The 24714-nt window shown below is 68.1% G+C and carries 28 protein-coding genes and 2 pseudogenes; 23 read left to right on the plus strand and 7 right to left on the minus strand.

Annotated features, from left to right (window positions below; genetic code table 11):
* Positions 1 to 120: 120 nt before the first annotated feature.
* From EJK15_RS31295 to EJK15_RS31315, 5 genes are all read left to right on the plus strand, one after another.
* Positions 121 to 909 (plus strand): alpha/beta fold hydrolase, encoded by a 789-nt coding sequence (locus EJK15_RS31295; protein WP_138714082.1) that lies wholly within the window; start codon positions 121 to 123, stop codon positions 907 to 909.
* Between the two features lie 298 nt (positions 910 to 1207).
* Positions 1208 to 1399, plus strand: a complete 192-nt coding sequence (locus tag EJK15_RS31300) for a hypothetical protein (protein WP_138714083.1) — start codon at positions 1208 to 1210, stop codon at positions 1397 to 1399.
* 348 nt (positions 1400 to 1747) lie between these two features.
* Positions 1748 to 2191, plus strand: coding sequence for a hypothetical protein (locus EJK15_RS31305; protein WP_138714084.1), 444 nt, complete (start codon positions 1748 to 1750; stop codon positions 2189 to 2191).
* A complete protein-coding gene (locus EJK15_RS31310; RefSeq protein WP_138714085.1) occupies positions 2188 to 2493 on the plus strand; it encodes a winged helix-turn-helix domain-containing protein in 306 nt (101 codons plus the stop codon). The genes EJK15_RS31305 and EJK15_RS31310 overlap by 4 nt, the downstream gene beginning before the upstream one ends.
* A 43-nt stretch (positions 2494 to 2536) precedes the next feature.
* A complete protein-coding gene (locus EJK15_RS31315; RefSeq protein ID WP_138714086.1) occupies positions 2537 to 3481 on the plus strand; it encodes a serine hydrolase in 945 nt (314 codons plus the stop codon).
* 255 nt (positions 3482 to 3736) lie between these two features.
* Here the strand turns inward: EJK15_RS31315 and EJK15_RS31320 are convergent, their stop codons facing one another.
* Complete coding sequence (locus tag EJK15_RS31320; protein WP_138714087.1) at positions 3737 to 5665, minus strand: primary-amine oxidase; 1929 nt, start codon at positions 5663 to 5665, stop codon at positions 3737 to 3739.
* 134 nt (positions 5666 to 5799) lie between these two features.
* Positions 5800 to 6816 carry a helix-turn-helix transcriptional regulator gene (locus EJK15_RS31325; protein WP_138714088.1) on the minus strand — a complete coding sequence of 339 codons (1017 nt, stop codon included), beginning with the start codon at positions 6814 to 6816 and terminating at the stop codon, positions 5800 to 5802.
* A gap of 229 nt (positions 6817 to 7045) precedes the next feature.
* Between EJK15_RS31325 and EJK15_RS31330 the strand changes: the two genes are divergently transcribed.
* From EJK15_RS31330 to EJK15_RS31360, 7 genes are all read left to right on the plus strand, one after another.
* A complete protein-coding gene (locus EJK15_RS31330; protein ID WP_138714089.1) occupies positions 7046 to 8158 on the plus strand; it encodes a class II histone deacetylase in 1113 nt (370 codons plus the stop codon).
* A 29-nt stretch (positions 8159 to 8187) separates the two neighbouring features.
* Complete coding sequence (locus EJK15_RS31335) at positions 8188 to 9189, plus strand: sugar ABC transporter substrate-binding protein (RefSeq protein ID WP_171074635.1); 1002 nt, start codon at positions 8188 to 8190, stop codon at positions 9187 to 9189.
* Positions 9180 to 10235 carry an ABC transporter permease gene (locus tag EJK15_RS31340; RefSeq protein ID WP_171074636.1) on the plus strand — a complete coding sequence of 352 codons (1056 nt, stop codon included), beginning with the start codon at positions 9180 to 9182 and terminating at the stop codon, positions 10233 to 10235. The genes EJK15_RS31335 and EJK15_RS31340 overlap by 10 nt, the downstream gene beginning before the upstream one ends.
* Entirely contained in the window at positions 10232 to 11023 is a 792-nt protein-coding gene (locus EJK15_RS31345; protein WP_138714092.1) for an ATP-binding cassette domain-containing protein, read from the plus strand. Before EJK15_RS31340 ends, EJK15_RS31345 begins: the two co-directional genes overlap by 4 nt.
* Positions 11020 to 11433 carry a hypothetical protein gene (locus EJK15_RS31350; protein ID WP_138714093.1) on the plus strand — a complete coding sequence of 138 codons (414 nt, stop codon included), beginning with the start codon at positions 11020 to 11022 and terminating at the stop codon, positions 11431 to 11433. Before EJK15_RS31345 ends, EJK15_RS31350 begins: the two co-directional genes overlap by 4 nt.
* Positions 11434 to 11550: 117 nt before the next feature.
* Entirely contained in the window at positions 11551 to 11784 is a 234-nt protein-coding gene (locus EJK15_RS31355; protein WP_138714094.1) for a hypothetical protein, read from the plus strand.
* A 390-nt stretch (positions 11785 to 12174) separates the two neighbouring features.
* Entirely contained in the window at positions 12175 to 13395 is a 1221-nt protein-coding gene (locus EJK15_RS31360; protein ID WP_138714095.1) for a pentapeptide repeat-containing protein, read from the plus strand.
* A gap of 116 nt (positions 13396 to 13511) precedes the next feature.
* Here EJK15_RS31360 and EJK15_RS31365 read toward each other — a convergent pair whose 3' ends face one another.
* Positions 13512 to 13739 (minus strand): three-helix bundle dimerization domain-containing protein, encoded by a 228-nt coding sequence (locus EJK15_RS31365; RefSeq protein ID WP_138714096.1) that lies wholly within the window; start codon positions 13737 to 13739, stop codon positions 13512 to 13514.
* Between the two features lie 203 nt (positions 13740 to 13942).
* Here EJK15_RS31365 and EJK15_RS73030 point away from each other — a divergent pair, with 203 nt between their 5' ends.
* The 3 genes from EJK15_RS73030 to EJK15_RS31380 all read left to right on the plus strand — a co-directional run bounded on the left by EJK15_RS73030 (position 13943) and on the right by EJK15_RS31380 (position 15473).
* Complete coding sequence (locus EJK15_RS73030) at positions 13943 to 14101, plus strand: hypothetical protein (protein WP_206061196.1); 159 nt, start codon at positions 13943 to 13945, stop codon at positions 14099 to 14101.
* Positions 14102 to 14402: 301 nt separating this feature from the next.
* On the plus strand, positions 14403 to 15206 hold the full coding sequence (locus EJK15_RS31375; protein ID WP_138714097.1) for a hypothetical protein: 804 nt from the start codon (positions 14403 to 14405) through the stop codon (positions 15204 to 15206).
* Positions 15207 to 15473: a hypothetical protein gene (locus EJK15_RS31380; protein ID WP_138714098.1), complete on the plus strand. Its 267-nt coding sequence runs from the start codon at positions 15207 to 15209 to the stop codon at positions 15471 to 15473.
* Between the two features lie 282 nt (positions 15474 to 15755).
* On the opposite strand, the gene EJK15_RS31385 is transcribed toward EJK15_RS31380, so the two are convergent.
* Positions 15756 to 16337, minus strand: coding sequence for a TetR/AcrR family transcriptional regulator (locus tag EJK15_RS31385; protein WP_138714099.1), 582 nt, complete (start codon positions 16335 to 16337; stop codon positions 15756 to 15758).
* A 250-nt stretch (positions 16338 to 16587) separates the two neighbouring features.
* Here EJK15_RS31385 and EJK15_RS31390 point away from each other — a divergent pair, with 250 nt between their 5' ends.
* On the plus strand, positions 16588 to 17628 hold the full coding sequence (locus tag EJK15_RS31390) for an MFS transporter (RefSeq protein ID WP_276615444.1): 1041 nt from the start codon (positions 16588 to 16590) through the stop codon (positions 17626 to 17628).
* A 109-nt stretch (positions 17629 to 17737) separates the two neighbouring features.
* Here the strand turns inward: EJK15_RS31390 and EJK15_RS31395 are convergent.
* Positions 17738 to 18031: pseudogene (locus EJK15_RS31395) on the minus strand (helix-turn-helix domain-containing protein); the annotation flags it as partial.
* A gap of 96 nt (positions 18032 to 18127) precedes the next feature.
* On the opposite strand from EJK15_RS31395, the gene EJK15_RS74940 reads away from it, so the two are divergent.
* The 3 genes from EJK15_RS74940 (at position 18128) to EJK15_RS31405 (ending at position 20900) form a co-directional block, all read left to right on the plus strand.
* Positions 18128 to 18481, plus strand: a complete 354-nt coding sequence (locus EJK15_RS74940) for an FAD-binding protein (RefSeq protein WP_240777339.1) — start codon at positions 18128 to 18130, stop codon at positions 18479 to 18481.
* Positions 18478 to 19137, plus strand: coding sequence for an FAD-dependent oxidoreductase (locus EJK15_RS31400; RefSeq protein WP_240777340.1), 660 nt, complete (start codon positions 18478 to 18480; stop codon positions 19135 to 19137). The genes EJK15_RS74940 and EJK15_RS31400 overlap by 4 nt, the downstream gene beginning before the upstream one ends.
* A 158-nt stretch (positions 19138 to 19295) precedes the next feature.
* Positions 19296 to 20900 (plus strand): MFS transporter, encoded by a 1605-nt coding sequence (locus tag EJK15_RS31405; protein ID WP_138714100.1) that lies wholly within the window; start codon positions 19296 to 19298, stop codon positions 20898 to 20900.
* 295 nt (positions 20901 to 21195) lie between these two features.
* On the opposite strand, the gene EJK15_RS31410 is transcribed toward EJK15_RS31405, so the two are convergent.
* A complete protein-coding gene (locus EJK15_RS31410) occupies positions 21196 to 21675 on the minus strand; it encodes a hypothetical protein (protein WP_138714101.1) in 480 nt (159 codons plus the stop codon).
* Positions 21676 to 21891: 216 nt separating this feature from the next.
* Here EJK15_RS31410 and EJK15_RS77745 point away from each other — a divergent pair.
* A pseudogene (locus EJK15_RS77745) lies at positions 21892 to 22038 on the plus strand (pentapeptide repeat-containing protein); the annotation flags it as partial.
* 25 nt (positions 22039 to 22063) lie between these two features.
* Entirely contained in the window at positions 22064 to 22231 is a 168-nt protein-coding gene (locus EJK15_RS74945; protein WP_240777341.1) for a hypothetical protein, read from the plus strand.
* 4 nt (positions 22232 to 22235) lie between these two features.
* On the opposite strand, the gene EJK15_RS31420 is transcribed toward EJK15_RS74945, so the two are convergent.
* Positions 22236 to 22715 (minus strand): peptidase inhibitor family I36 protein, encoded by a 480-nt coding sequence (locus EJK15_RS31420; protein WP_138714102.1) that lies wholly within the window; start codon positions 22713 to 22715, stop codon positions 22236 to 22238.
* 129 nt (positions 22716 to 22844) lie between these two features.
* On the opposite strand from EJK15_RS31420, the gene EJK15_RS31425 reads away from it, so the two are divergent.
* Together EJK15_RS31425 and EJK15_RS31430 are read left to right on the plus strand one after the other, a co-directional pair.
* Positions 22845 to 23981: a sensor histidine kinase gene (locus EJK15_RS31425; protein ID WP_171074637.1), complete on the plus strand. Its 1137-nt coding sequence runs from the start codon at positions 22845 to 22847 to the stop codon at positions 23979 to 23981.
* Entirely contained in the window at positions 23978 to 24649 is a 672-nt protein-coding gene (locus tag EJK15_RS31430) for a response regulator (RefSeq protein ID WP_138714104.1), read from the plus strand. The genes EJK15_RS31425 and EJK15_RS31430 overlap by 4 nt, the downstream gene beginning before the upstream one ends.
* Positions 24650 to 24714: the final 65 nt, after the last annotated feature.

Below are 24714 nucleotides of genomic sequence, written 5' to 3' on the forward strand. Positions count from 1 at the left end.
GGTTGCCCTGTATGACCGGTGGCGACGAAGCACACCGAAACGATCGCCCCGGCTTCGCCGTCCGCTCAGGCCCGGGGCCACGCGGGTACTCTGCCCGACGGCACGGGAGCGAGGAAGCCGATGACGTACGCCATGACACCGGACGGAACCCGCATCGCCTACCAGCTCCAAGGCCAGGGGGCGCCGCTGGTCCTGCTGGCGGGCCAGGCCAACAACCACCACTGGTGGGATGCGGTTCGTGCCGACTTCCATCCCGCTCGCAGCACCCTCACGCTCGACTACCGCGGCACCGGCGACAGCGACAAGCCCGACACCCCCTACAGCACCGAACTGTTCGCCCAGGACGTCATCGCCGTCCTCGACGAACTCGGCATCGACCGGGCCGACGTCTACGGCACGTCCATGGGCGGACGAGTGGCCCAGCAGATCGCGGCCCGCCACCCCCACCGGGTAGGCGCCCTGGTTCTCGGCTGCACCTCACCCGGCGGCCCGCACAGCGTCGAACGCGGCAACGACGTCCGCCAAGCCCTGACGCAACCTCAGCCTGGAGCCGCGCGACAGGCCCTGCTGGAGCTGATGTACACCCCTCGATGGCTCGCCTCCCATCCCGGCCCGCACCACACCCTCGGCGACCCTCGCATGCCTGCCCACGCCCGGCGCCACCACCTCGCGGCCAGCAACCAGCACAACGCCTGGGACCTCCTGCCGGACATCAGCGCCCCCACCCTGGTCGTCCACGGAAGCGACGACCTGCTCAACCCCACCGCCAACGCACCCCTGCTCGCCGACCGCATCCCCGACGCCCGACTGCACCTAGTCCCCAATGGCCGGCACGCCTACTTCAAGGAGTGCCGCACCCACGCCAGCCCCCTCGTCCTGGACTTCCTCACCACCGCGCACAGGCCGTAAGAACAGCGCAGCCAATACTCGGACACCCTGCTATCTACCGCGCGCCTGCCCGCGCTGCCTGGCCCAGCCCGGCTCGCCCTGCCGATCCCGCGGGGGTATCACTCTTCAGGTGACAAGCTCTCCGCGACGGCCGCCTCTACATTGACGACCAGGTCATCTTGTTGGCACCCCAGGTTGGAGTGCGACTATAGCCGCCTATCTCAAGCACCGGTCGTCGAGATGGCCACACACCGCCAACCCGCACGTATTCATCAATCACGCGATCGCCACGGGCGTTGCCCAGACGACCTACAAATGGGTGAACAAGGTCCTCGGCTTCCGCGCACAAGAACTGCGGGAAGATCGCATCCTTGACGAGGCTCGCGGCAGCGTAGGTGATCTCCGCCGTGTCTGCGACATGTTTGGCCTCATCGTCAACGGAGCGCTTCGCTACATCAAGACGCTCGGTCATCCCGACCTGCAGGAGCAAACCCAGGACACCAGTTCCTGAGGGCTCACCGGAACGGCGGCGGAGATCTCCGCCGCGAAAGGGGGATCCCGTAGGCCGCGCTTGACTGTGCGGTGCCGGAGATTCAAGCATGTCGGGGGCGAAGACCTGCTGGCGGCGTCGCCGAATCGCTCTCGGGCTGGGGCTCCCAGCCGGCAGATGTCACCCGTTCGACCAATCGCTGAAGGTCAGGCCCCCGGCCTAGCCGGCCTTCCGGCGACACCTCACTTTCCGCGCTGGCCAGCCCGCTCACTGATCATCCGGCCCATCTGGGGTGATCCATTCATCTCTGGATACTTGAACGGAAGTTGAGTACTCTCTTAAGAGTCAAGAATGTGAGCTGGAGGAAACATGCCGGAACATGACGACTTGTCAGCGGAAGCCGCCCTTCGCGAAGTGGACCGCGCGCAGGGCGCAGTGCGGAAGTCCAGCCGACGGGTCGCGCGCTTCTACCTGGGGATGTGGCTCGGAGTCACCGGCTACTGGCTGGTCACGCTGCTCGGCCCCGCAACGGTCAAGAATTACGCCACTCTGGCAATCGGCGCCCTTACCGTGGCCGGGTTCATTCACATCTCCCGCCAGCGCGTCTACGACCGGCGGCACTACCGGCTCTCGTTCTCCGTCACCGCGGCGTTCGTTGGGACGACCGTGATCGGGGCGCTCTACAACATGTTCCTGCACCCGCAGGAGCCAGGCCCTCTGTGGGCGGTGGCCGGTGTACTGATCGCCCTGATCGCGAGCGCCCCCCTGCTGTATGGCGCGGTGCGCATGTTCCGCTCCACGGATGACCGGTGAGCCATCCCCGGCACGCGCTCGACGAGATCATCCACGCCCCGGTGCGGCTGTCCATCATGGCCATGCTCGCGGCGGCGGAAACGGCTGAGTTCGGCTTCCTGAGAGACACGATCGAGGTCAGCGACTCGCTGCTGTCCAAGCACATCCAAACGCTGGAGAAGGCGGGCTACGTACGGGTGACGAAAGGCTTCGTCGGCAAACGCCCTCGAACCTGGCTGGCGCTGACCGACGAAGGGCGCGACGCCTTCCAGAGCTACACGTCCATACTCCGGCAGATCACCGAGGGCACCCCTCGCGGCTGAACGCGGTAACTGACCGATCATCTCGAAAGGTTGGACTGGATATATGCGAACCATCGTCGCCATGCTCCTGGCTCCCCTGCTGGCAGCCCCGATGCCCGCCGCCCCCGATGACCTCACGGACGCCGAGGCCGTACTCGCCTACATCCGCGCTCATCCCGACGACGTCGCGCTGGTGACGCAGGGCATCAGCCACCATGCCGACCGCCTCGCCCCCGTGGCGTCGGCCATCAAGATCATCCACCTCGCCGCCTACACCGACGCCGTCCGCCAGGGAAAGACCAAGCCGGACGAACACGTCTCCGTGGCCCTGTGGAACTCCTACCACCTGCCCGGCACCGATGGCGGCGCCCACGAAGCGGCGCTGCAACGACTCAAGCCCGGTACGAGCGTCACGCTCGACCAGCTCGTCTCCGCCATGATCGAAGAGAGTGACAACGCCGCCGCCGACCTGCTGCGCGACCGCCTCGGCCCCGGCGCGCTGCGCAAGATCGCGCAAACTCGCGTCAGCACCATCAACGGCGAGGTGCTCCGTGCTTTCGGTGGCTGCACGCTCCCCGCCGACGTCTGCATGAAGAACTACGTCAAGGCCGGAAAACCGGTGCGGCTCACGCTTCCCGGCTTTGCCCAGCAGGCTGCCTGGAGCGAAACCGTGACCCGCATCGAACCTGGCGTTCTGCGCAGAGTGCTCGCCGGACTCAGGACGGACAAGACGGCGAGCCGGCATCTGGAATGGCCGATGCGCCAGCCCGGCGCCGATCCCGACACGCTCCTCATCGGCACCAAGGGCGGCTCGCTGCCCGGCGCCATCAGCGAGGCCATGTACATCGTCCGGCCAGGTCAGAAGCCGCGCGAGACCGTCCTCGCACTGCGGCGACTACCTGAGACGACCTGGCTCTCCGGGATGGGTAGCTATGCTCACCAGCAGTTCCTTGTACGAATGGCGACGGATTCCGCCTTCTTCGCGAAAGTCCGCACAGCATTGAAGTGAACCCAAGTCCCCGAAGCGTTCTCTGTTGGTCTTTACCCTTCGGTTCGCGCTCAACGGCCCTTCAGAATTCACGAACTCACGGAGGATCAACAGCGGGCACGCCTCGATCGCGTACCGGGCGCAATCGGAGGGATGGAGCGCGGGCTCGGCGGAGTAGCCGCGGGTGAAGTCCGCGGGCCGCAGCAGTAGCGTGTACTTGCCGCCGGCTCTTCTCGACAGCGGCTGGCCGCAGCCGCCGCAGCCTCTGCCGGCAACTCATGCATCGCAGCATCCGTGCGAGCCGCCGGCATTCGCGGGAACGTCCAGCGTGGGATTGCGGTCAAAGAAGCCGACAGGCTTCAGCTTGAAGCCGGTGTAGTCGACGGGCATGATCGGCCAGTCCTCGAGACGGGGCGCGTGGGTGAGGCCGAACGTGTGCCAGACGACGAGCGAGCGGCCGTCGAGACTACGGCCGGCGGCAGCGTAGACGGGCAGGCCCGCGCCTCCGGGATGCTGGTTGACGAAGTCGCCGGCAGGGTAGCGCTCAGCGGGGTCGTACGCGGTGACCCACAGGTGCTTGGTCGCGAAGGCCGCGCGGGCAGCGATGGACGAGCCAGGGTCGGCCAGCAGCGTCGGCTTGCCCTCGGGGTGCAGGGTGTAGCCCACCGGCGTACCCAGGGAGTTGAGCGACTCGGGGTTCGAGACGTGCCAGACACGGTCGACGCTCATGTCAGCGGTGCGCTGGGCCTCGGATTCGGCCGTCAGTGGTGTGCGCTTATACGTGAACGCGTTTCCGCGTGGGTTGTCCGCGCCCACCGGTATCCGTACGACATCGACCTCCTCGACCCGGTTCGTCACCCCGTCGAGGGCCATGTCCAGGCGAGCACAGAACAGGTGCTGGTGATAGGGCGCGCCGAGCCCGGGAGCTATCTCGGTGGCATAGGGATAGTCGCCGCCCGGGTGGGCGGAGGTGAAGACGACGCCAGTGGCCTTGGCCTCGAATTCGATGGTCCCATCCAGGTACAGGTACCAGTAGAAGCCGTAGTCGTAGTTGCCGACGGTGGTGAAGAACGAGAGCACCATGCGGCGCTGACGCCGGGTCTCGGCGGATCCGGCCCACAGGTCAGTGTGCTTCCAGAGGATGCCGTAGTCCTCCTCGTGGAGGCAGATCGCATTCGTCAGGGTGCGCGGGGCACCTGACTCGTCGGCGACGACGGCATCGAGGTAGGTGATGTCGCCGACGCAGTCGCAGCCGAGCTGGAGGGCGTTGGCGAACCTGCCGATCAAGAATTCGCCGGTGTCGAAGTAGTTCTGCCAGGAGCGGGCCGGCGAGGGGTCGGCGTACGGGACGACCATCTCCGCGATCGAGGCGCGATGGATGACCGGACGCTCGCGTCCCTTGTCACGGTCGTGGAAGGCGATCTGGTGGAGGACCAGGCCCTCTCGGGCGTCGAAGCCGATGCGCAGGGACCAGTTCTCCCATCGGAGGAGGTTGCCGTCGAGGGTGAAGCTGGGCCCCTCGGGCTGGATGATCTCGAGGGGCTTCTGGGTGGTGCGCGGGGGACCGGTGACGGCGGGATCGTCGAAGTTGCCGGAGGCGGCGGGGACCGGGATGGGGCCGACGTCGATGACCTGGTCGACGGTCTTGTTCCGTACGTCCACATAGGCGACGAGGCCGTCGACGGGGTGGGCCCAGGCATGGTCCTGCTGGTGGTTCTGGACGAAGGCGAGGCCGCGCAGGATGCGGCGTCCGGACTCCTCCGGGTACTCGTCCGCGTATACGCCGGCGGAGAGCGGAGCGACGCGCACCTGCGCCACGTCCAGGCCGCGGCTCTCGAGCGCGGCCAGCCACCGCTCGTCGGTCGCCAGGATCTCTTCGACCACACCGAACTCCTCCTCGAGAATGGGGAGTTGGCCGTCCTTGGCGGCGTCCAGCGTCCGATCGGAGTCGATCGCTCGGCGGGTGAGGGAGACGACGACATCACGGGCGGGCGCGCCCGCGATGTCGTGCAGCAGCACCCGTACACGGCGGTCGACTGCGTTGCCTGGGATGTAGGCGATCAGGAGGTCCTTCTCCGGCTCTTCCAGGCCGAGGTAGACGAACCGGCTGGTGTCGGCCAGGAGGCCGGCTTCGGCCAGGACGGTGCGGGCGGCCGTTATCTCGTCCGGTGTCAGCGGTGCGAGGGGGTGTGCATGGGAGGTCATGGTGGTCCCTTCGGCGTTTTCCTCTACGTACGTAGAGGAAAACCGATCAGGTCATGCCGTGTCCAGACCTGGGCCGGTTTCCTTTCGCCTGACGACGAGATCCGCGATTCCCGTGCAACCGGCCAGGTACTGGTTCAGCTGCGCTGGACGAAGCGGCGGACGCCGACGTGCCGCGGCATGCCGGGGACAGGGCGCAGGACGCCTTCGCCGACGGCGAGCGCGGCGGCCTCGGCGCGGGTGGCCGTCATGGTCTTGCGGAGGATGTGCTCCACATGGGTGTGGATGGTCCGGAGGGAGAGGAAGAACTCCTCGGCGATGGCCTGGTTCGAGCGACCCAAGGCCAGGCGGGTGAGGACATCCAGCTCACGGCCGGTGAGCCTGTAGGGGATGTCGGTGGGACGGCAGTGAACGAGGGCCGTCTCGGGCCTGGGGACGGGAAGCTCGGGGGCCACCAGCGCCACCCGGTACCAAATGCGGCCTGCGGGCCAGAGCAGGTGCAGGCGCGCGCCGCCCGAGCGGACGAATTCCTCCACCACGTGACGGAAGGAATCGTCCTCCAACATCGGCGGGGTCTCGCGGCCGGGCAGGGCGACGATGGAGGTGCCGGAGACGAGCGCGGCACAGCCATCGGCCGGGACGGCCTCAGCCGCGCGGCCCTGGGCGTCTGCCATGGCCGCGAGCGCGGGCATGACCGAGGCGAGCACCTGCCGGACCTCGTGGTCGAATCTGTTGGCGTCCGTGCTGGACAGGTGTACCAGGCCCACATAGGCTCCCTGCCGGCGCAGCGCGCCGGTCATCCCATCGCGGAACCCGGCGGGGGCGATGTGCTCTTCGTAGAACCAGCCGCACCGGAAGCTCTGGGTCTCCTCTGTGGAGATGGACGGCGGCAACTCGCCTTCCAGAAGGATGGTGAACCAGGGGGTCCGGCTGAACTCCACCGCGAGGGATTGGGCCGTCGGGGCGGCGTAGCCGAGGCTGGCGAGCGGGCGGTGTGCGTCGTCGAAGGGATCCATCCAGACCAGCGAGGCGGCGTCGCAGTGCAACGCCGTCGTCAAAAGCCGCAGGGCCTCCTGTGCCGCCCCCGGCGCGGTGGGGCGGGTGGCGAACATGCCGATCTCCGCGGCCGCTGCGATCTGCTGGTGCGTGGGCATGGCGCCCTCCGGTCCTGCACAGCTCTATTTGAATACGTACGGTAGGCGGTGCCGCCTGCCACGACAAGCTGTGCAACAAGACCGTTTCAGCAGCTTAACGCCGTGCACCAACATCTCCGCATTTATACGGATGTTCTGCATGGTCCCGCTCCGGTTGCATTTCGTTACCGATAATCGGCCACTCCCGGCACCGGCCGAGAGCAGGTACGGCGGCATCAGGAGGGCGACCATGGCGACCGGCTACGTCTACCACGAGATGTTCGGCTGGCACGACACCGGGACGAGCGGCGGGCTCTTTCCTTCGGATCCGCGTACGGGGATCCAGCCGCTCGCGCACTTCGAGAACGCCGAGACCAAACGGCGCATGCATGAGCTGATCGTGGTATCCGGCCTGATCGACCAGCTGGAGCGGATCGTCCCCCGGCACGCCTCGGAAGAGGAGATCCTCCGGGTGCACACTCCTGAACACCTGGCGCGGATCAGGACCGAGAGCGAACTGCCCAAGGGTGGTGACGCCGGCGACGGATTCTCGCCCTTCGGCAGAGGCGGCTATGAGATCGCGACCCTGGCCGCCGGGGGTGTCATCGCCGCAGTCGACGCGGTCGTGAGCGGAGTGGTGGACAACGCCTACGCGCTCGTCCGGCCGCCGGGGCACCATGCCCTCGCCGACACGGGGATGGGCTTCTGCACATTCGGGAACATCGCGATCGCCGCCGAGCACGCGCGGGCCGCGCGGGGCGTCGAGCGCATCGCGATCGTCGACTGGGACGTGCACCACGGCAACGGCACCCAGGCGGCCTTCTACGACGATCCCGACGTACTGACGATCTCCCTGCACCAGGACAACGTCTTCCCGCCGGCCAGCGGCGCGATCAGCGAGCGCGGCAAGGGCGCCGGAGAAGGGTGCTCGATCAACGTACCGCTGCCCGCAGGTACCGGGGACGGCGGATACCTGCACGCCATGGACCAGGTAGTCGTCACCGCCGTGCACCGTTTCCACCCTGACCTGATCCTCGTCGCCTGTGGCTTCGACGCCAGCGTGATGGATCCGCTGGCCCGGCAGATGCTCACCTCCTCGGGATACCGGCAGCTCACCCAGAGGCTCATGGACGTCGCCCAGGAGGTGTGCGACGGGCGCATCGCGATGTCGCACGAGGGCGGCTACAGCCCGGTCTACGTGCCCTTCTGCGGACTGGCCGTGATCGAGACGCTCGCGGGCGAGAAGTCGTTCGCCGACCCGTTCCTGCCGATAGCCAGCGGTTACGCAGGGCACGACCTGCAGGCACACCAGAAGGCCGTCATCGACGCCGCCGCGCTTCTCGTGCCCGGTATCGGCGCGTGAGGGCGGCCATGGAACACCGGAAGGGTCCCATGCGACGCACCATTGCAGTGAGCGCCGCGCTGGCTTGCGCCCTCAATCTGGCCGCCTGCGGCGGCACAGGCGGCGAACCGGCGGCGACCGCCTCCGCCACCGGCAAGGGGTACAAGCTCGGCTTCAGCTTCGGCCTCGACGACACCCCGATCTACGGCCTGGTCGTCGGTCCGGCCAGGAAACGGGCCGGGCAACTCGGCGTGAGCCTCATCGAAGGCAGCGCCAAATCCAAGTGCGAAGCCCAGGTCGCCGACATGGAGAACATGATCGTGACCGGCGCGCGAGCGGTGACCTTCCTCGGTCTCTGCGGTGACGGCGCGGCGTACAACAAGGTGGTGCGGGACGGGAAGGCGAAGGGCGTCACGATGGTCAGCTACGCCTTCCAACACCCGGAGGCCGACGGCTCCATCACCTTCAACGACGAGGGAGCCGGGCAGGACCTCGCCGCCGACGCCCTCGCCTGGATCGATGAGAAATTCGGCACGACCTACGACAACTTCTCCTGGGGCCTGATCTCGTGCAGCTTCGCACCGCCCTCGATCCAGAAGCGCTCCACCATCCCCAAGAAGGAAATCACCGCCAAGACCGGGAAGGCTCCGCTGAAGAAGGACTGCGCCAACGACCCGAAAACAGCGCAGGAGACCGTCGAGACCTGGCTGGCCAAAGACCCCGGGCTGGACATGGTGCTGGCCCATGTGGATTCGGCCGCGCTCGGCGCCTACCAGGCGTTCAAGCAGAAGGGGGCGAAACCCGGCAGCGTGTACGTCGGCGGCGTCGACGGTCAACGCGAGGCCGTGGACCTGCTCGCGACCGGCGGTGACGGCATTTACCAGTTCTCCGCCGCGCTCCCGCTGACCGGCCCCATCATGGTCGACATCCCGAACAACATCATCACCGGCTCGGGCCCGGCCTCGGTCAGGCTCAACTACACGCCGCTCACCGCGGACCACCCGCAGGCCGCCAAGAACTGGGTCACCAAGGAGTTCGAGCCGTGGCGGTGACCACGCACCGGATCAGGCCGAAGGTGCCACGCCTCGATCGGAGGTACTCCGCTGAGTACGGCGTGGCGCTCCTGCTCATCGGGCTGGCCGCCACCGGGTCGGCCAGCTCGGCGACCTTTCGCGGCGTCACCAACCTGCTGCTCATCGTGGAACAGTCGGCGACGCTGCTCATCGTGGCGCTACCGTTCGGCCTGCTGCTCATGTGCCGCTACATCGACCTGTCGGTGGGCTCCCTGCTCGCGGTGCTCGGGGTGGTGACGGCCGAGTTGATGGCCACCTCTAGTGGCCTGGGCTGGAATCCCTGGCTCGTCGGCGCCCTGGTCCTGGCCATCGCCGCCGCCTACGGCATGGCACAGGGCTGGGCCGTGACCCGCTTCACGCTCAACCCCTTCGTCCTGAGCCTCGGCCTCCTGGCCGCCCTACGTGGCCTGGCCTTCATGATCCAAGGGTCGGAGTACGCCGAAGGCATGCCAAGGATCTTCCAATTCCTCGGCCAGGGCCGCGTCCGCGGCATCGACCTTCCGCTCTCCGTGGTGATCGCGGCCGTACTCGCCGTCGCATTCTTCCTGTACGCGCACAACAGCCGGCATGGCAGGCACACCCAGGCCCTGGCGGGCAACGCCAAGGCCGCCTTCCTCGCCGGCATCCCGGTGCGGGCCCACGTCATCACCCTCTATCTGATCCTCGGTCTGAGCGTCGGGATCGCGGCGCTGATCCAGACGAGCAAGCTCGACAGCGGTCCTGCCACCGTGGGCAACGGCTTCGAGCTGGCGGTCCTCACCGCGGTCCTGCTGGGAGGCGTCGCCTTCGACGGCGGGCGGGGCAGCGTGCCCGGCATCGTGCTGGGCTGCGTCTTCATCACCACCTTCACCAACGCGCTGCGGCAGTGGGGCGTGGGGGCGAACGAGTCGTACCTGGCCAACGGCGTCGTCCTGGCCCTGGCCGCAGGTCTGCCGGCCCTGGCCGCAGGTCTGCCGGCCCTGGCCGCGCAGATCGTGCGCAGGCGGCAGGAGGCCGCTGCGCGGGAAGCGGGAGAACGGGCATGAACGCGCATGACCACGCAGCCGCAGCGCCGGCGCTGGAGGTCAAGGACCTCGTCAAGAACTACGGAGCCGTCCGCGCACTCTCCGGGGTGTCCATGCGGGTAAGGCGCGGCGAGGTGGTCGGCTTGCTGGGGGACAACGGGGCGGGCAAGTCCACGCTGGTCAAGTGTATCTCCGGGTCCATTCCTCCCACCTCTGGACAGATTCTCGTGGACGCGAGGCATGTCCGTTTCGCCCGCCCCGAGGACGCCCGCGAGGCCGGCATCGAGACTGTTCACCAGGATCTCGCGGTCGTGGAATCCATGGACGTCACCGCCAACCTCTTCCTCAACCGCGAACTCGTCCGCCCGGGGCTGCTCGGCCGCCTCGGCTGGCTGGACAAGAAGGCCATGGAACGGGCAGCGCACGAGGCGCTGGACCGGCTCGGCATCCACATTCCTTCCTTTCACAGCGACGTCGGACTGCTGTCCGGCGGCCAGCGGCAGGCGGTGGCGGTGGGGCGCGCCGTCGCGTGGGGACGGCACATCGTCCTGCTGGACGAGCCGGCCGCGGCGCTGGGGGTGGAGCAATCCGCCCAGGTCCTCGCCTTGTGTGAGCGGCTCGCCGCACAGGACGTGGCGGTCATCCTCGTGAGCCACAACATGCAGCACGTCCTGGACGTCTGCACTCGTGCCGTCGTCCTGCGCCACGGGCACGTCATCGCCGACCAACCCATGGCCGGGTTGACAGGTCAGGGCCTCGTCGCCCTCATCACCGGGGCCGACGAGCCCTTGAAGGGGGTACGGCCATGAGGCACCACGGGTGGTGGGAATCAGGCACGGCCATCCGCCGCACCCGCACGCGACTCCTGGCGATGACGGCCGCATTGCTCGTCACGACGGGCTGCGGCCTGGCCTACCTGCCCGGCGAGGAGGCCGCCAAGGCCCAGGACGTGACCGACGAGTCGGCCCTGCGGCGGCAGCTCGTGCTCTCCATCGCCTCCTGCGACCGGACCGGGGCATCCGGCACGCTGCGCAACCGCTCCACCCGGGTCGCCAAGGTGGTGATCGAGGTGGCGTTCGTGGGCGCGAAGCGGCCCACGAACATGGGCGACGTCTCGGTGAGAGCCGACTCCACCGTCGACTGGACGATTCCCGCGCCGAACGACGCCGATCCCTCACTCGGTTGCGAACCGTCTCTGCGAACGGTCGCCTTCAGATGAGGAGTCAATTAACCGAGGTGGGCCCGCCAGCTGACCTGCCCAGTCCAGGGTGAGATCACGCGTGCGCCGCGCCCACCGCCAACACCGAGCCCGACAAGCCGAACCGCAGTACACCGCATGCGAACGAGCCCCACCCGGCAGAACCTACGCAGACGGCTCCGAGATCTCGGCATCACACACACCAGCCGAACCGCGGCCTTCAACCAACTCCTCCGCGAGATCCCCGCCCCCGTCCTCGCCGACCTCGTCGGCTGCCACCCCCGCTTCGCCGCCGAACGAGCCACCACCCTCGCCACCGACTGGGACAACTACGCCGCTATCCGAGCCACACGACCTCCTTCTCACCCGTGACATTGCCAGGAATACGAGCCCGCGGAATATGAGAGGGCACCGGTCGTAAGCACCGGCGCCAGCTCTCCGCCTTCTCCGCCTGGTGTCCGGTCTCATCCGACCCGAGGCATGTCTCACTGATCATGAGGCATTCGCTCGGATGCCTCAGCTGCATGAGACGGCAGGCCTCTGGCCAGGCTCAACTGACAGGGGGGCGCAGACCATCTGTGCCCTCCACTCAGGTTGGTTGGTGGGATGAGCCCCGCAGTAGACGTGTTACCGCAGGCCGCCGTGGGTCCGAGCCCAAGTTCATTGATGGCCCTCGGCAATCGGTGGAACGGCGGTATGGAATGGGTCATGGGTCTTCTCCGGCGATCTTCTAAGCCGTCTGCCCGTCCACCCGAACTTCGAGTGCCCCGGTCGATGTGGTGGTGGGCGCTCCCGGCCGCGCTGCTGATCGGGGCGGCGGTCTGGGGCACCACTGAGTGGCTGCTCCGGGATGTGGGCACGGTTCCGGTCGAGCAGATCTCGGTTCGCATCGAGGCAGCCCGTACCGCGCTGGCGGCCGCAGCCGGCGTCGGCGCCGCGGTGACGCTGCTGCTGGCCGTACGCCGCCAGCGGCACCAGGAACTGGCCACCGCGCACACCACGCACGACGCCGCCGAGCGCCGGACCACCGAGCTCTACACCAAGGCCGCCGACCAACTCGGCAGCGATCAGGCCCCGGTCCGCCTCGCCGGCCTGTACGCCCTGGAACGCCTCGCCGAGCACACCCCAGCGCTGCAGCAGCGCGTCGTGGACGTGATCTGCGCGTACTTGAGGATGCCGTTCACTCCGCTCGCCGAACAGGATCGGCACGAGAAGATCCGCGCCAGTCAGCGGGCCGCAGGCGCCCGTGCCCGCTCCGCTCAGCGGGCCGCCCGCGCCCGCCCCATCCACCCGGACGCAGACCGTGGCCGTGACCCGTACGAGGAGCGCCAGGTCCGCCTCACCGCCCAGCGCATCCTCGCCGACCACCTGCGCTACCAGGACCCGCCCGCCCGTCGCCGGTGGCAACTCCGCAGCGCCGACTCCAAGGACCGCCACTGGCGGGACATCCGCCTCGACCTCACCGGCGCCACCCTGATCGACTTCGACCTGGACGGCTGCCGCATGCGCGATGCCTTGTTCCGCGAGGCGACCTTCACCGGCCGTCACGCCGGGTTCCGCGCGACGACCTTCACCGGCGATGTCAGGTTCAGCGAGGCGACCTTCACCAACAACGCCTGGTTCCAAGCGGCAACCTTCACCGGCAATGCCGGGTTCCGCGCGACAGCCTTCACCGGCGACGCTGAGTTCAGCGAGGCAACCTTCACCGGTGATGTCAGGTTCAGCAAGGCGACCTTCATCGGCAGCGCCGAGTTCAGCGGCGCGACGGGGCTGGAGCTGGCGGAACTGGACAGCGTGCGCGTGGCGCCGCCAGCCGGCGATGTCGAACGGCGGTGGCCCCCGGCATGGCGAGTGGAACAGGCTGCGGACGGCTGGCAGACGCTGCGCCTGGCACCGCGCCCAGGTGAAGAGGGCGCCGGGGCGGCCGGGGTCGGGCCAGGCCCGGAGCCGAAGCCGGGAGCGAAACGAGGATCTGCCTCATGATCGACGAGACGCTCCACCTGGGTTCCCCGTCCATGCCAGAGGCGGACAGACCGGCCTTCACCTGAAGATCGGCGAAGGTCTGTGCGATCGCGGTCTGTGGGCTGCCACAGGCGGGATCACCCGCGGTGTCCGGCGATCAGGCCGCGCAGCTCCTCCCGGACGATCCTGGCCGCGAGCAACGGCACGAAATCCCTGACCGGCGCCTTCTCGAACATCTTCCAGGCGCGGTCGATCGCCTCGATGACCTGTTCAGGCTTGCAGTCGTCGGCGAAAGCGCTGGTGAGCTGATCCGTCAGCTGGGCACGCGCCTGTTCCTCGAAGACACCCGACGCTTCAACGGCCATGCTCGTATCCCTCCCCGGTCGAACGCCGTCCACACGGTCCACACTGTCCACTTTTGTGCATTAAAGGTGATTGGAGGAGGTGTGCCGCACGGAGGGCTGGACCGAGAGCATTGGGCGACCACGACGCCCTCAACCCCTTCCGTCCGCCTCCGCGACCTGGCCGACGCCCACGACCGCACCCGCATCACTCTCAAGGACGCCACATGAGCCCGACTTCAGACGAACGCGAACGCATCCGCGCCGGCATTCACCGCCTCCTCAACGACCAGGCCAAGTACTCCAACGGCGCCCTGACCATCGTCGCGCTCGCCCAGGAAGCGCAGGTCCCGCGCAATGCCCTACCCAGCGCCACACCGACCTGAAGAACGAGTTCTACGAACTGGTCAAGGCACGCGGCGCGACCCCAGACGTCGAGGTCCGGCTCCGCGCCGAGATCACGAAGCTGAAGAAGACGATCGCGAACAAGAACAAGGAACTCGCGCAGATCAAGGAAGACGTCCCCGCCCTGGTCCGAGTCGTCCACCAGCTCACCCTCGAGAACCAGCAACTGCGGGCGCAGCTGGAATTGCCCGAATCGAACGTCACGCCGCTGCACCATCGGCGCTGAGAGGCGTCCGGTCCGCTACTCTCTCATGTGATCGTCCGCCTGGCGAGAGGCTGCCGATGTTCCGTGCCCTGGCCATCCTGGCCGCCACCGCGCCGCAGTTCTTATCCATCCTGATGCTCGAAGACTGCGGCTATTTCGCCTATGAGGTGATGGAGCCGAGCCCGCTGGAGATCGTCGTCTGGCGGACCGCCGGATACGCCTCGACGCTGCTGCCCCTCGTGCTGGCGTTCCTCGCGCTCTGGGCGCCTCGGAAGTTCCCGAAAGTTGGTGCGATCTGCGCCGCGGTGACGTTGGTGCTCAACGCGCTGACCCTCCTCGTCCCCTACACCATCCCCTGCGGCCAGACGAGTGGCGAGTTGCTCGTGGTGGCCTGCCACGCGGTCGCCGTCATGGCCCTCCTGCGGACCCGGCCGGGACACCAACTGCCGAGACTGCGGGCGGCCGTCTGGAGCGCCGTCGTGCTTCTGGTGCTCGGGCGAGCCTTGGCCAGGAGCTACTCCTCCACCGGCATCGTCGGCTGCTGGGCGGACCTGAAGGGCACCTGGGCGCTGACCGCATACCACCTCGACACTGCCGAGGGCCTCTACATCTGGGTCGGCCTGGCTGCTATCGGGGCCGTGCTGGCCCCGCATCCGAGCGCGCCGTTCGTCGGCTTGGCGCTGCTGGTGCCCGCATTGTTCCACCCGGTCGCCTGGTTCGTGTCGTCCGCGCAGCATGGCTGCTCAAGCACGTTCGAACTGTTCGCCTGGCCCCATCTGATCGCGGGGGTGCTGGCCCTGCTCTCTCAGGCTCGCCTGGCCGGCCGAGCCGGTCCCGGCGCGCCCCCGGAGCGGGAGCCTGCCCAGCCACACTCTCCTTAAGTGACCCAGCGTCAGCTCGTCACCGAAGTCGCGCGGGATGGTTACCTGTGGTCTCGTCGCCAGAGTGCAGGGCTGGTCGCTGAGAAGCGACAGGCGCCGGCTGGCATTGCACGCTGGGGCTCCACGACGCCGGCGAAACAACCGCAAGAAGCTCAACACGCAGACTTGACAGGGAACATCATCGAGGCTGGCACCGAATCCTATCGGCTCGCCCAGACCCGCGCCCAGGCCGACGCCGCCGCCGTCGCCAGCAAGGCCGCCGGCTGACCTCTTTCCTGGCCCTTCCTCGGCAACGCCCTGGTCCCCCGCTGGGAGGAGCGGGTCAAGATGCAGCGCCCGCAGGCGAAGCCGAGGATGAACGATCTTGACGCGGGACGAGCAGCGGCGATCATCGCAGCGTCGAGGAAGGGCACGGCAATCGCACTCAGCCAGTGGCCGAATCCCGACTCCCTCCCCCGGAAAGGGCCCCGATGACGGCTGACGGCCCGGAACACGCTCCTGGCGTACCCGTCAAGCGTGACGAGCGGGCCGCCCAGATCCGGCAGCCAGTCAGGTCGCAGGTCCCGCGAGCATTTTGATCGTGAAGTCGATAGCCGTGGACAGCCGTTGGGCATCGTGTCCAGCGCGTTCGCGCACGCGCAGCCCAAGCACCGTCGTGAACAGCGACTCCACTGCAGCGTCGACGTCCAATGTGGTGGGCAGGTCGCCGTCGCGGATGCCACGGCGTAGGAGCGACGCGAGGGTCTTCCGGGTGCCTTCGAACGCAGCCTCGGTCCTTTGTCGGACTGCGGGGTCGGTGGTGCCAAGCTCGGTGGCCGTGTTGACCACGAAGCAGCCGCGGCCGGCCTCGTGGTTGACCATCCAGGTCAGCCACTCTCGCAGGGTCTGGAGGCTGGAGCCGGGGACGCTCAGTTGCTCTTCGGCTTGCGCGGACTCGGTCGCCCGATAGTGGTCCAGTGCCCGCAGGAACAGTGTGCGCTTGTCGTTGAAGGTCCGATACAGGCTGCTCTGCTTGAGGTTGAGCTCGGCGCCCAGGTCACGGACGGACGTGGCGTTGTAGCCGCGGCACCAGAACAGGTGGGTCGCCTTGGCGATCACGTCCTGCTCATCGAACTCCCGGGGCCGTGCCATGGCTGCCACCCTACCAAAGTTGTGGAGCGATCGCTCCCGTATTAGGGTATGCCGCCATATTGGGAGCGATCGCTCCCGAATTGAGAGGGGATTCAACGTGACGGCAACGGACCCAACCCTGAGCGAGCGAGACACGTCACCGAAAAGTCATTGGATCGCGGTGTCCGCCGTAGCCTTCGGCACATTCCTCCTGGTCACGGCAGAGCAGCTCCCCATCGGACTGCTCACCCCTGTCGGATCGGCACTGTAGGTGTCGGAGGGTGCAGGAGGGTTGATGGTCACGGTCCCCAGCATCGTCGCTGCCGTCGCGGCGCCAGCGGTCCCACTGCTCGTCGGCAGGATGGACCGCAGGCACTTGCTCGTCGCCCTGCTGGGACTCATGACGCTCGCCAACCTGGCGTCCGCCCTGGCCCCTAGCTATCCGCTCCTGATCGCTGCCCGTGCGCTGGTCGGGGTGGCCATCGGCGGGTTCTGGGCCATCGCCGGTGCCCTGGCCGTCCGGCTCGTCCCGGCCTCACACGTGCCGCGGGCCACTGCGATCATCTTCGGCGGCGTCGGGGCCGCGAACGTCTTCGGCGTCCCCATCGGCACGATGATCGGCGGGCTGGCGAACTGGCGGATCGCGTTCGGCGCGCTGAGCGCCCTCGCGCTTGCCGTGCTGGTCGCCTTGCTGGCCGTGCTGCCACCGTTGGCGGCGGCTCAGCCCGTCGGCCTGCGGCGACTGGCCAGCCAGTTCCGCAACCAGGGTGTCCGGATCGGCATCCTGGCGACCTTCCTGATCGTGACCGGCCACTTCTCGGCCTACACGTTCATCAGCCCTGTGCTGCGGGATTTGTCCGGCATCGACGAGCAATTCGTCGGGCCGCTGCTGTTCGGATTCGGCGTGGCAGGCATCGTGGGGAACTTCATCGCAGGTGCCGCCGTGGCCAAGAGGCTCCATCGCACCGTCCTGTCCATCGCCGCCGCCTTGGGGCTGACCGTACTGCTCTACCCCGTGGCAGGACTTACCGGCGCGGGCGGGGTGACGCTGCTCGTGGTCTGGGGCCTGGTGTACGGCGGGGTCTCCACGAGCCTCCAGACATGGATGATCAAGGCCGCGCCACAAGCGGTCGAGGAAGCCTCCGCTCTGTGGGTGGCGGTGTTCAACCTCTCGATTGGTCTCGGCGCGCTGGCCGGCGGCGCAGTCGTCGATGCCCTGCCACTCCAGGGCATCCTATGGCTCGCCGGCGGTCTTGTCTTGGCTGCTGGGCTGGCCGTGTGGAGTGCACGCCGAAACGAGAGTCTGCGATGACCTCAGGTGATCTCGATCGCCTGAGTGCTGCTACTTCTCACCTACATTGCAGCCCCGATCAGTGCCCGACCGCTATCCAAATTGACCGGCAAACGCTGCTGCTTCTCGCGTCGCCCTTGATGGGCCAGCGCATCAGGCCGTGGGCGCCGTCGATCATCGGGCTGGAGACGACGTCGTCGGTGGCGGTCTCGACCAGCTGGTCAAGGGAGGTGTCCAGGGTGCGGGCGAGGGTGACGAGCTGATCCAAAGCGAGGCGGCGCTGGCCGTTCTCGATGCGGCTCAGCGAGGACTGACTGAGCCGGGCACGGGTGGCCAGTTCCTCCAGCGACCAGCCCTGCGCGACCCGCAGGGCGCGGAGGCGTTTGCGTACGAGGCTGTCCAGGTCTCCATCTTCTTGCGTCATAGGCAACATCCTATGCTCTCGATGCAAGGCAGCGTTATCGTCGCACGTAGATGGCCCGGATCGGCTGGGGCCATGCACGGAAAAGAACGCGAGGACATGTCTGTGCAGACTTCCGCATATGCGACCGACACGCTGCCGGCTGACGTCGACGTGGTGGTCATCGGCGGCGGCGCCGCAGGCTTGAACGGTGCGCTGATGCTCGCCCGCTCCCGCCGCTCGGTCGTCGTGATCGATAGTGGCACCCTCCGGAACGCGCCTGGCGAGGCCATGCACGGCTTCATCGTGCTGGACGGCACGCCGCCCCCCGAGCTGCTCAGGCGGGGCCGGGAGCAGGTGCGCCAGTACGGCGGCCGGGTCGTCTTCGGCAAGGTGATCTCGGCCGAGCCTGCCGCCCCGTCGGCTGAGGGCGATCTGCGTTTCTCGGTCACCCTTCCGACGGCCAGACGGTGACGGCGCGCCGCCTGCTGGTGGCCACCGGTCTGCGGGACGTGCTGCCCGACGTACCCGGCCTTGCGGAGCACTGGGGGCACCGTGTGGTGCACTGCCCGTACTGCCATGGCTGGGAGGTGCGCGATGAGCCCATCGGCATCCTCGCCACCAGCCCCGCCTCGATCCACCACGCGCTGGTGTTCCGCCAGCTGACCGACGACCTGATCTACTTCACCCGCAGCACCGAACTCGACCCGGACGGCCGTGCGCGCTTCGCCGCCCGCAACATCCGCATCATCGACACCCCGGTGCAGGAAGTCGTGAACAGCGAGGACGGCGCTATCGCCGGGGTACGCCTGACCGACGGCACGCGCGTAGCCCGCCGCGTCCTCGCAGTCATCACCGAGATGCAGGCCCGCACCGAGGGCCTGGACGGCCTGAAACCGCCGATGGAGGACTTGCCCTACAACATGGGCCGCCGCTTCGCCTCCGGCATGGCCGGCACCACCGACGTGCCGGGGGTGTGGGTGGCCGGCAACGCCACCGACCTGACCGCCCAGGTGGGCGCCTCCGCCGCGGCCGGCGCTCTGGCCGGCTCCCACATCAACGCCCTGCTGGCCACCGCGGACACCGACGCGGCCCTCGCCGCGGCCGAGGGCGGCCCTGCCACCGCCTGACGTCCGCACCCCGATCGGCCGCCGTCGCCGGGGGCGCCATCCCCCTGGCGCCCCCGGCGACTGAGGCGCCTTCCCCAGGCTCATCACCGTGGCGCCCAGACTGCGCCACGGCACCGACCTCGCCTACCCCTTTGACCTGCCCTTTTCGAGAGGAACTCATGAACACGAACCAGCCCGCACAGGGGGCAGCCGCCGAAGCAAGCGGCAGGGGCGCGCCGGACGCGCGCCGACTGCGCACCATCCTGATCGCCGTCTGTGTCGCGCTGATGGCGGTCATCGCCTCGGTGACCGGGTTGAACGTCGCCCAGCCCGACATGGCCGTCGAATTCGGCGCCTCACAGACCACGATCCTATGGATCATCAACATCTACACCCTCACCCTGGCCGCGCTGCTGCTTCCGCTCGGCGCGATCGGTGACCGGCTGGGCCGCAAGTCCATGCTGATCACCGGCCTGATCATCTTCGGAGCCGCCAGCGCGTTGGCGGGCCTGGCCCCGTCATCCGAGGTCATGATTGCCGCCCGCGTGCTCAGCGGTGTGGGCGCGGCGATGATCATGCCGATCACCCTCGCTGTGATCACCTCGACCTTCCCCGACGAGCAGCGCGGAAAGGCGATCAGCGTGTGGACCGGCGTCGCCGGAGGCGGCGGCATCATCGGCATGTTCCTGTCCGCCTTGCTTGTGGACGTGGCGGACTGGCGGTGGCTGTTCGTGCTGCCCGTCATCCTGGTCGTCGTCTCGCTCGGCATGATGCGGTCCGTACCCAACTCCCGCGAGCACTCCGGGCACTCCTTCGACACCATGGGCGCTCTGGCCTCCGTCGTCGCCGTGGTAGGCCTCATCTTCGTCCTGCAGGAAGGCCCGGAGCGCGGCTGGAGCGACCCTGTCACCCTGACCAGTCTCGTCGTCGGTCTTGTGGCCCTGATCTTCTTCGTGGCCTGGGAGCTGCGCCGCAGCGACGCCTCCCTGCTGGATGTGCGCCTTTTCCGCGAGCGCGGCCTGGCCAGCGGCTCCATCACGCTGCTGGTGCTCTTCGGTGTCCAGGCGGGTGTCTTCGTGGTCCTCTTCCCGTTCCTCCAGGTCGTCCTCGGCTGGTCGGGACTGCTGTCCACCCTGGCGCTGATGCCCATGGCCGTGCTGATGATGATGACCTCCGGCCTGGCGCCCAAGCTGGCCGCGCGTATCGGCGCCCGCTCGACCATGGCGGCGGGAATTGCGCTGTTCGGCGCCGGTCTGGCCCTCATAGCCAGCATCGTCTCCGTCGACGGCGGCTACCTGTCCATCCTGCCCGGCATGCTCGCCATGGGCATCGGCATGGGCCTGTCGATGACCCCCTCCACCGAGGCCATCACCAGCTCCCTGCCGCGGGAGAAGCAGGGTGTCGCCTCCGCGCTCAACGACATCACCCGCGAGTTCGGCACCGCACTCGGCGTCGCCCTGCTCGGCGCACTCCTGGCGAGCGGCTACCGCAGTGCCGTCGACGACAAGCTCGATGGCATCCCCCAGGGCGCGGCGGACGCCGCACGCCAAGGCGTCGCCAACGCCATCGAGGCCGCGGGCACTGCCGGCTCCCGCGCGCAGGCGCTGGTTGATGCCGCCCGGCAGTCCTTCGTCGACGGCTGGCAGCAGGCCATGTGGGCAGGCGTCATCGTCATGGGCGTCTTGTTCGTCTACGCCGCCGTCCGCGGCCCGCAGAACAAACTCTCAGCGTCGGCGGACGAGGAGGAAAACCCCCGAGACCGTCACCCCCAGGTGACCGCGTAAGAGTTGAACCGGCTCGCGCAGGGCCGCACTCGCCTTCACACCACCGCTACCCGATCACCCGCGTGACTGTCCAAGTTTCATGCGATCGCTATCCGGCTCACCAGCGCGAATGTCATAGATGGCGGCTGGTGGGGCGAGCCTTACCGACAGGCCTGATTGCCGTGCTTCAGGGCCTCTCGCCCGAAGACCGACGAACCCTCGTCGAACTGATCACAGAATGCGCGGAAGGAGAACCCAACCCCGAACGGAGGCTGACGGCCTTGGAGATGCCCGAAACCCTGGGCCTTCTCGCCTACTAGAGCAGTTGCTGGAAAAGGACCGTCATCCTCGCCGCGAACTCCGGCGGAGATACCGCGCCTCTCTTGTGCAAGGCGTGCAGCTGCCAGATCTCGGCGAGCACGTCTTCCGGCGGCCGCTTACCGGCTCGCCGACGGCGCTGACCGGCCTGCCTCACCGCCTCCTTGAGCCGGTCGCGTGCTGCGGCGGGGTCGCGTATCGACGCCAGATGAATGGTCTCCATCCCGTCCGACCGGCACACCGAGATGACCACATCACCTGCAGCCTGCGTATTGGCTGAAGGGTCGAGTTGGACGTCGCGGATGAAGGTCAGTGGGATCGCCTCGTAATTCGCGAGGGAATCGCCTCGGCAGATGTACAAGTAATCAGGGCTCAGTCGATAGGTTCTGCCGAACAGCCCACCCGAGATCTTGGCGAGGAACGATTCCGAGACGCCTTCCCACACGATCTGGGCCTCGGATGGGGAAGGTATCGACACCGGCGCTCCTTTGAGAAGATCCGGAGAAGGTGGAGCGGCGGCTTACCTCGACGCTACTGCAAACCCGATCAGCTGAACAGCGCCCGGTATTGCGGGGGCGTGGCCGGCGAGCAGGACCACGAGGCGGCAGGCGGCCTTCTTCCCGATCGGCGCACGAGAGCATTGAACCAATGGCGGTATGACTGACTGGCGCTGCCGGTCAGTCATACCGTGTTCGTGGTCGCACCGTCGTTCGGCAAGACGATCTTCGCCGGTATAGTTCGATTCGACAAGGCGATCTTCATCTTCGACGCATGGTTCGAGGAGGCGACCTTTACCCACGAGGCTACGTTTGGCGAGGCCAATTTCAATTCCACCGCGTGGTTCGACAACGTTGACGGATGGCAACATGTGGACCTCGACGGGGCACGTGTTGCACAAGACTGGCACCCGGCTGCACGGGCTGCTCACCCAGCGGTTGCCGGCCGGCGGCGCGGCGACCCTGGGCTCCTCGCTGGTGGTGCTGGCCGGCGGGCTCCCGTTGCGGGCCGTCGTGCTGTTCAGCGTCCAGCTCTGACCGCTTAAAGGTAGCCGCGGGCGGCGTAGTCGTAGCTGTCGTTGAACCGGACCCAGGCCTTCTTGCCCTCGAAGGGCTCGAACTGATCCGGCTGCCACTTCTTCTTGTTCTTCAGGAAGTAGGTGGCGGCCTCGCAGCCGCCGCGCGCCCAGAACGAGGAGACCTTGTCCCGCCAGTAGGCGGTGAAGTTGAACTTCTTGCAGTTGGCCGCGGAGGCCCGCCACGCGCCCATCGCGCCGCGCCAGTACTGGTGCTCATAGACGCAGTAGTAGCCGGCCGGGCAGGACTTGGCGGTGGCCGCCAGCACCACGCGGACGTCGCCGCCCTGCCAGGAGATCTCGTTGTTGCCGACCTTCGTCCCGCCGGGGAACGCGGCCATGTAGGCGTCGACCCGGGCGCTGCTTGAGGCTGCCTGGGCCGGGAGCGCGCCGCCGGCGATGACACCGGCGCCGAGGACGATGGCGGCCACTCTCATGAAACTCATTTCGTCTCCCTCTTCGTGTGGTGAACAGGAAGATAGGCAGGCCGATGTTGAGCCCGTGTTGAGTGCGTGTTGACCCCGCTCGGGTCAGTCCGCGGACACGAACGCCAGCGCCTCGGCCCTCGGAGTGCGATGGAGCGGAAACGTACGCCATGTCGACGCACTGCGAGGGCCGTGTCCACGAAGGTCACCGCGTGCCCACGGCAGCCGCCCCCGATTGACCTGGATGGGTCCACCTGGGCAGTGCTGATGCTCCTGACAGTCGTGCCGTTGGTGTTCCGCCGCCGCCGGCCGCTGACGATGCTGTGGGTTGTGCTGGGCATGGCGCCGCTGCTGGCCGCTGACCCGATCGCGCTGCTGCTCTCCTTCATCACCTGCCTGATCGCCGGCTTCACCGCGGCGGTGCACAGCCCCCACCGGGTGCCAGCGCTGGCGAGCCTGCTGGTGGGAGCGCTGTTCTACGGCAACGTGGTGGCCGTCCGCGTTCCGGACGCCGTCATCCCGTTCCTTATCCTGTTCCCGATCCTGGTCGCGGCCAACGGGCTGCGCCGCTGGAAGGGCCGCGCCGACGAGGGCCGCGCGAAAATGTCCGCACTGGAACGGGACCAGATCGAGGCGCTGGTCCGCGCGGCCGAGCACGAACGGGCCAGGATCGCCCGCGAACTGCACGACGTGGTGACGCACAACGTCAGCGTGATGATCGTCCAGGCCGGCGCCGCCCGAAAGGTCATGGACACCGCTCCCGAGCGGGCCCAGGAGGCGCTGCTGGCGATCGAGGCCGGTGGCCGGGCCGCGATGACGGAGCTGCGCCACGTCATGGGCCTGCTCACCATCGACAGCGCCGGGGCGTACTCCGCCGGCGCGGCGGACCTGGCTCCCCAGCCGGGCCTGGACCGCCTCGACGCGCTCGTCGACCGGTTGTCGGACACCGGGGTGCCGGTCACGTTGACCAGATCCGGGCACCCGCGTCCGGTGCCGGCCGGCGTCGAACTGGCCGCCTACCGGGTGGTCCAGGAGGCGTTGACCAACACGGTCAAGCACGCGGCAGGCGCCACCGCGACGGTGCACGTCGAATACGGCGCCGGCCACCTGCGGGTGCAGGTCACTGACACCGGCGGCACACCTGGCGCGCCGGCCGCGACCGGCGGCGGGCACGGGCTGATCGGCCTACGGGAACGGCTCGCCGTCTACGGTGGAACCTTGCGTACCGGACCACCGCTCACCGGCGGCTACCGCGTCGACGCACACATACCGCTGGAGCGCACGTGACCAAATCCTTGCGAGTCGTGCTCGCCGACGACCAAGCGCTGATCCGCGCCGGCTTCCAGATGATCCTGACCGCCGACGGCATCGACATGGTCGCCGAGGCCACCAACGGCGCCGAGGCCGTCGACGCAGTCCAACGCACCCGGCCCGACGTGGTCCTGATGGACATCCGGATGCCGGAACTCGACGGCCTCGAAGCCACCCGGCGAATCCTCACCGGCGCCACCGACGAACCGCGCGTCATCATGCTGACGACGTTCGACCTCGACCACTACGTCTACACGGCGCTGACCGCAGGAGCCAGCGGCTTCCTCCTCAAGGACGTCACGCCCGAGCACCTCGTTGCCGCCGTCCGCATGGTCCGATCCGGCGACGCGCTGCTGGCCCCGGCCATCACCCGCCGCCTCGTCGAACGGTTCGTCCACCGCGGCCCCGAACCGCCCACCTCCGACCGCGACCTAGCCACGCTCACCCCTCGCGAACTCGACGTGCTGCGCCTGCTCGCCGAGGGCCTGAGCAACGCAGAACTCGCCAGCCGCCTGCACCTGTCCGAGGCGACCGTCAAATCCCACGTCGCCCGCATCCTCGCCAAGCTCGGACTCCGCGACCGGGTCCAGGCCGTCGTCCTCGCCTACCGGACCGGACTGGTCAACCCGACGACACCCACATAGGACCGGCACATCGTACTGCGCCCCGGCTTGCCGGGCAGCCGCGGCCCGCTGGCTCCGCCACTTCC

It is taken from the genome of Nonomuraea basaltis, from assembly GCF_005893125.1.
GTDB lineage: Bacteria > Actinomycetota > Actinomycetes > Streptosporangiales > Streptosporangiaceae > Nonomuraea > Nonomuraea basaltis.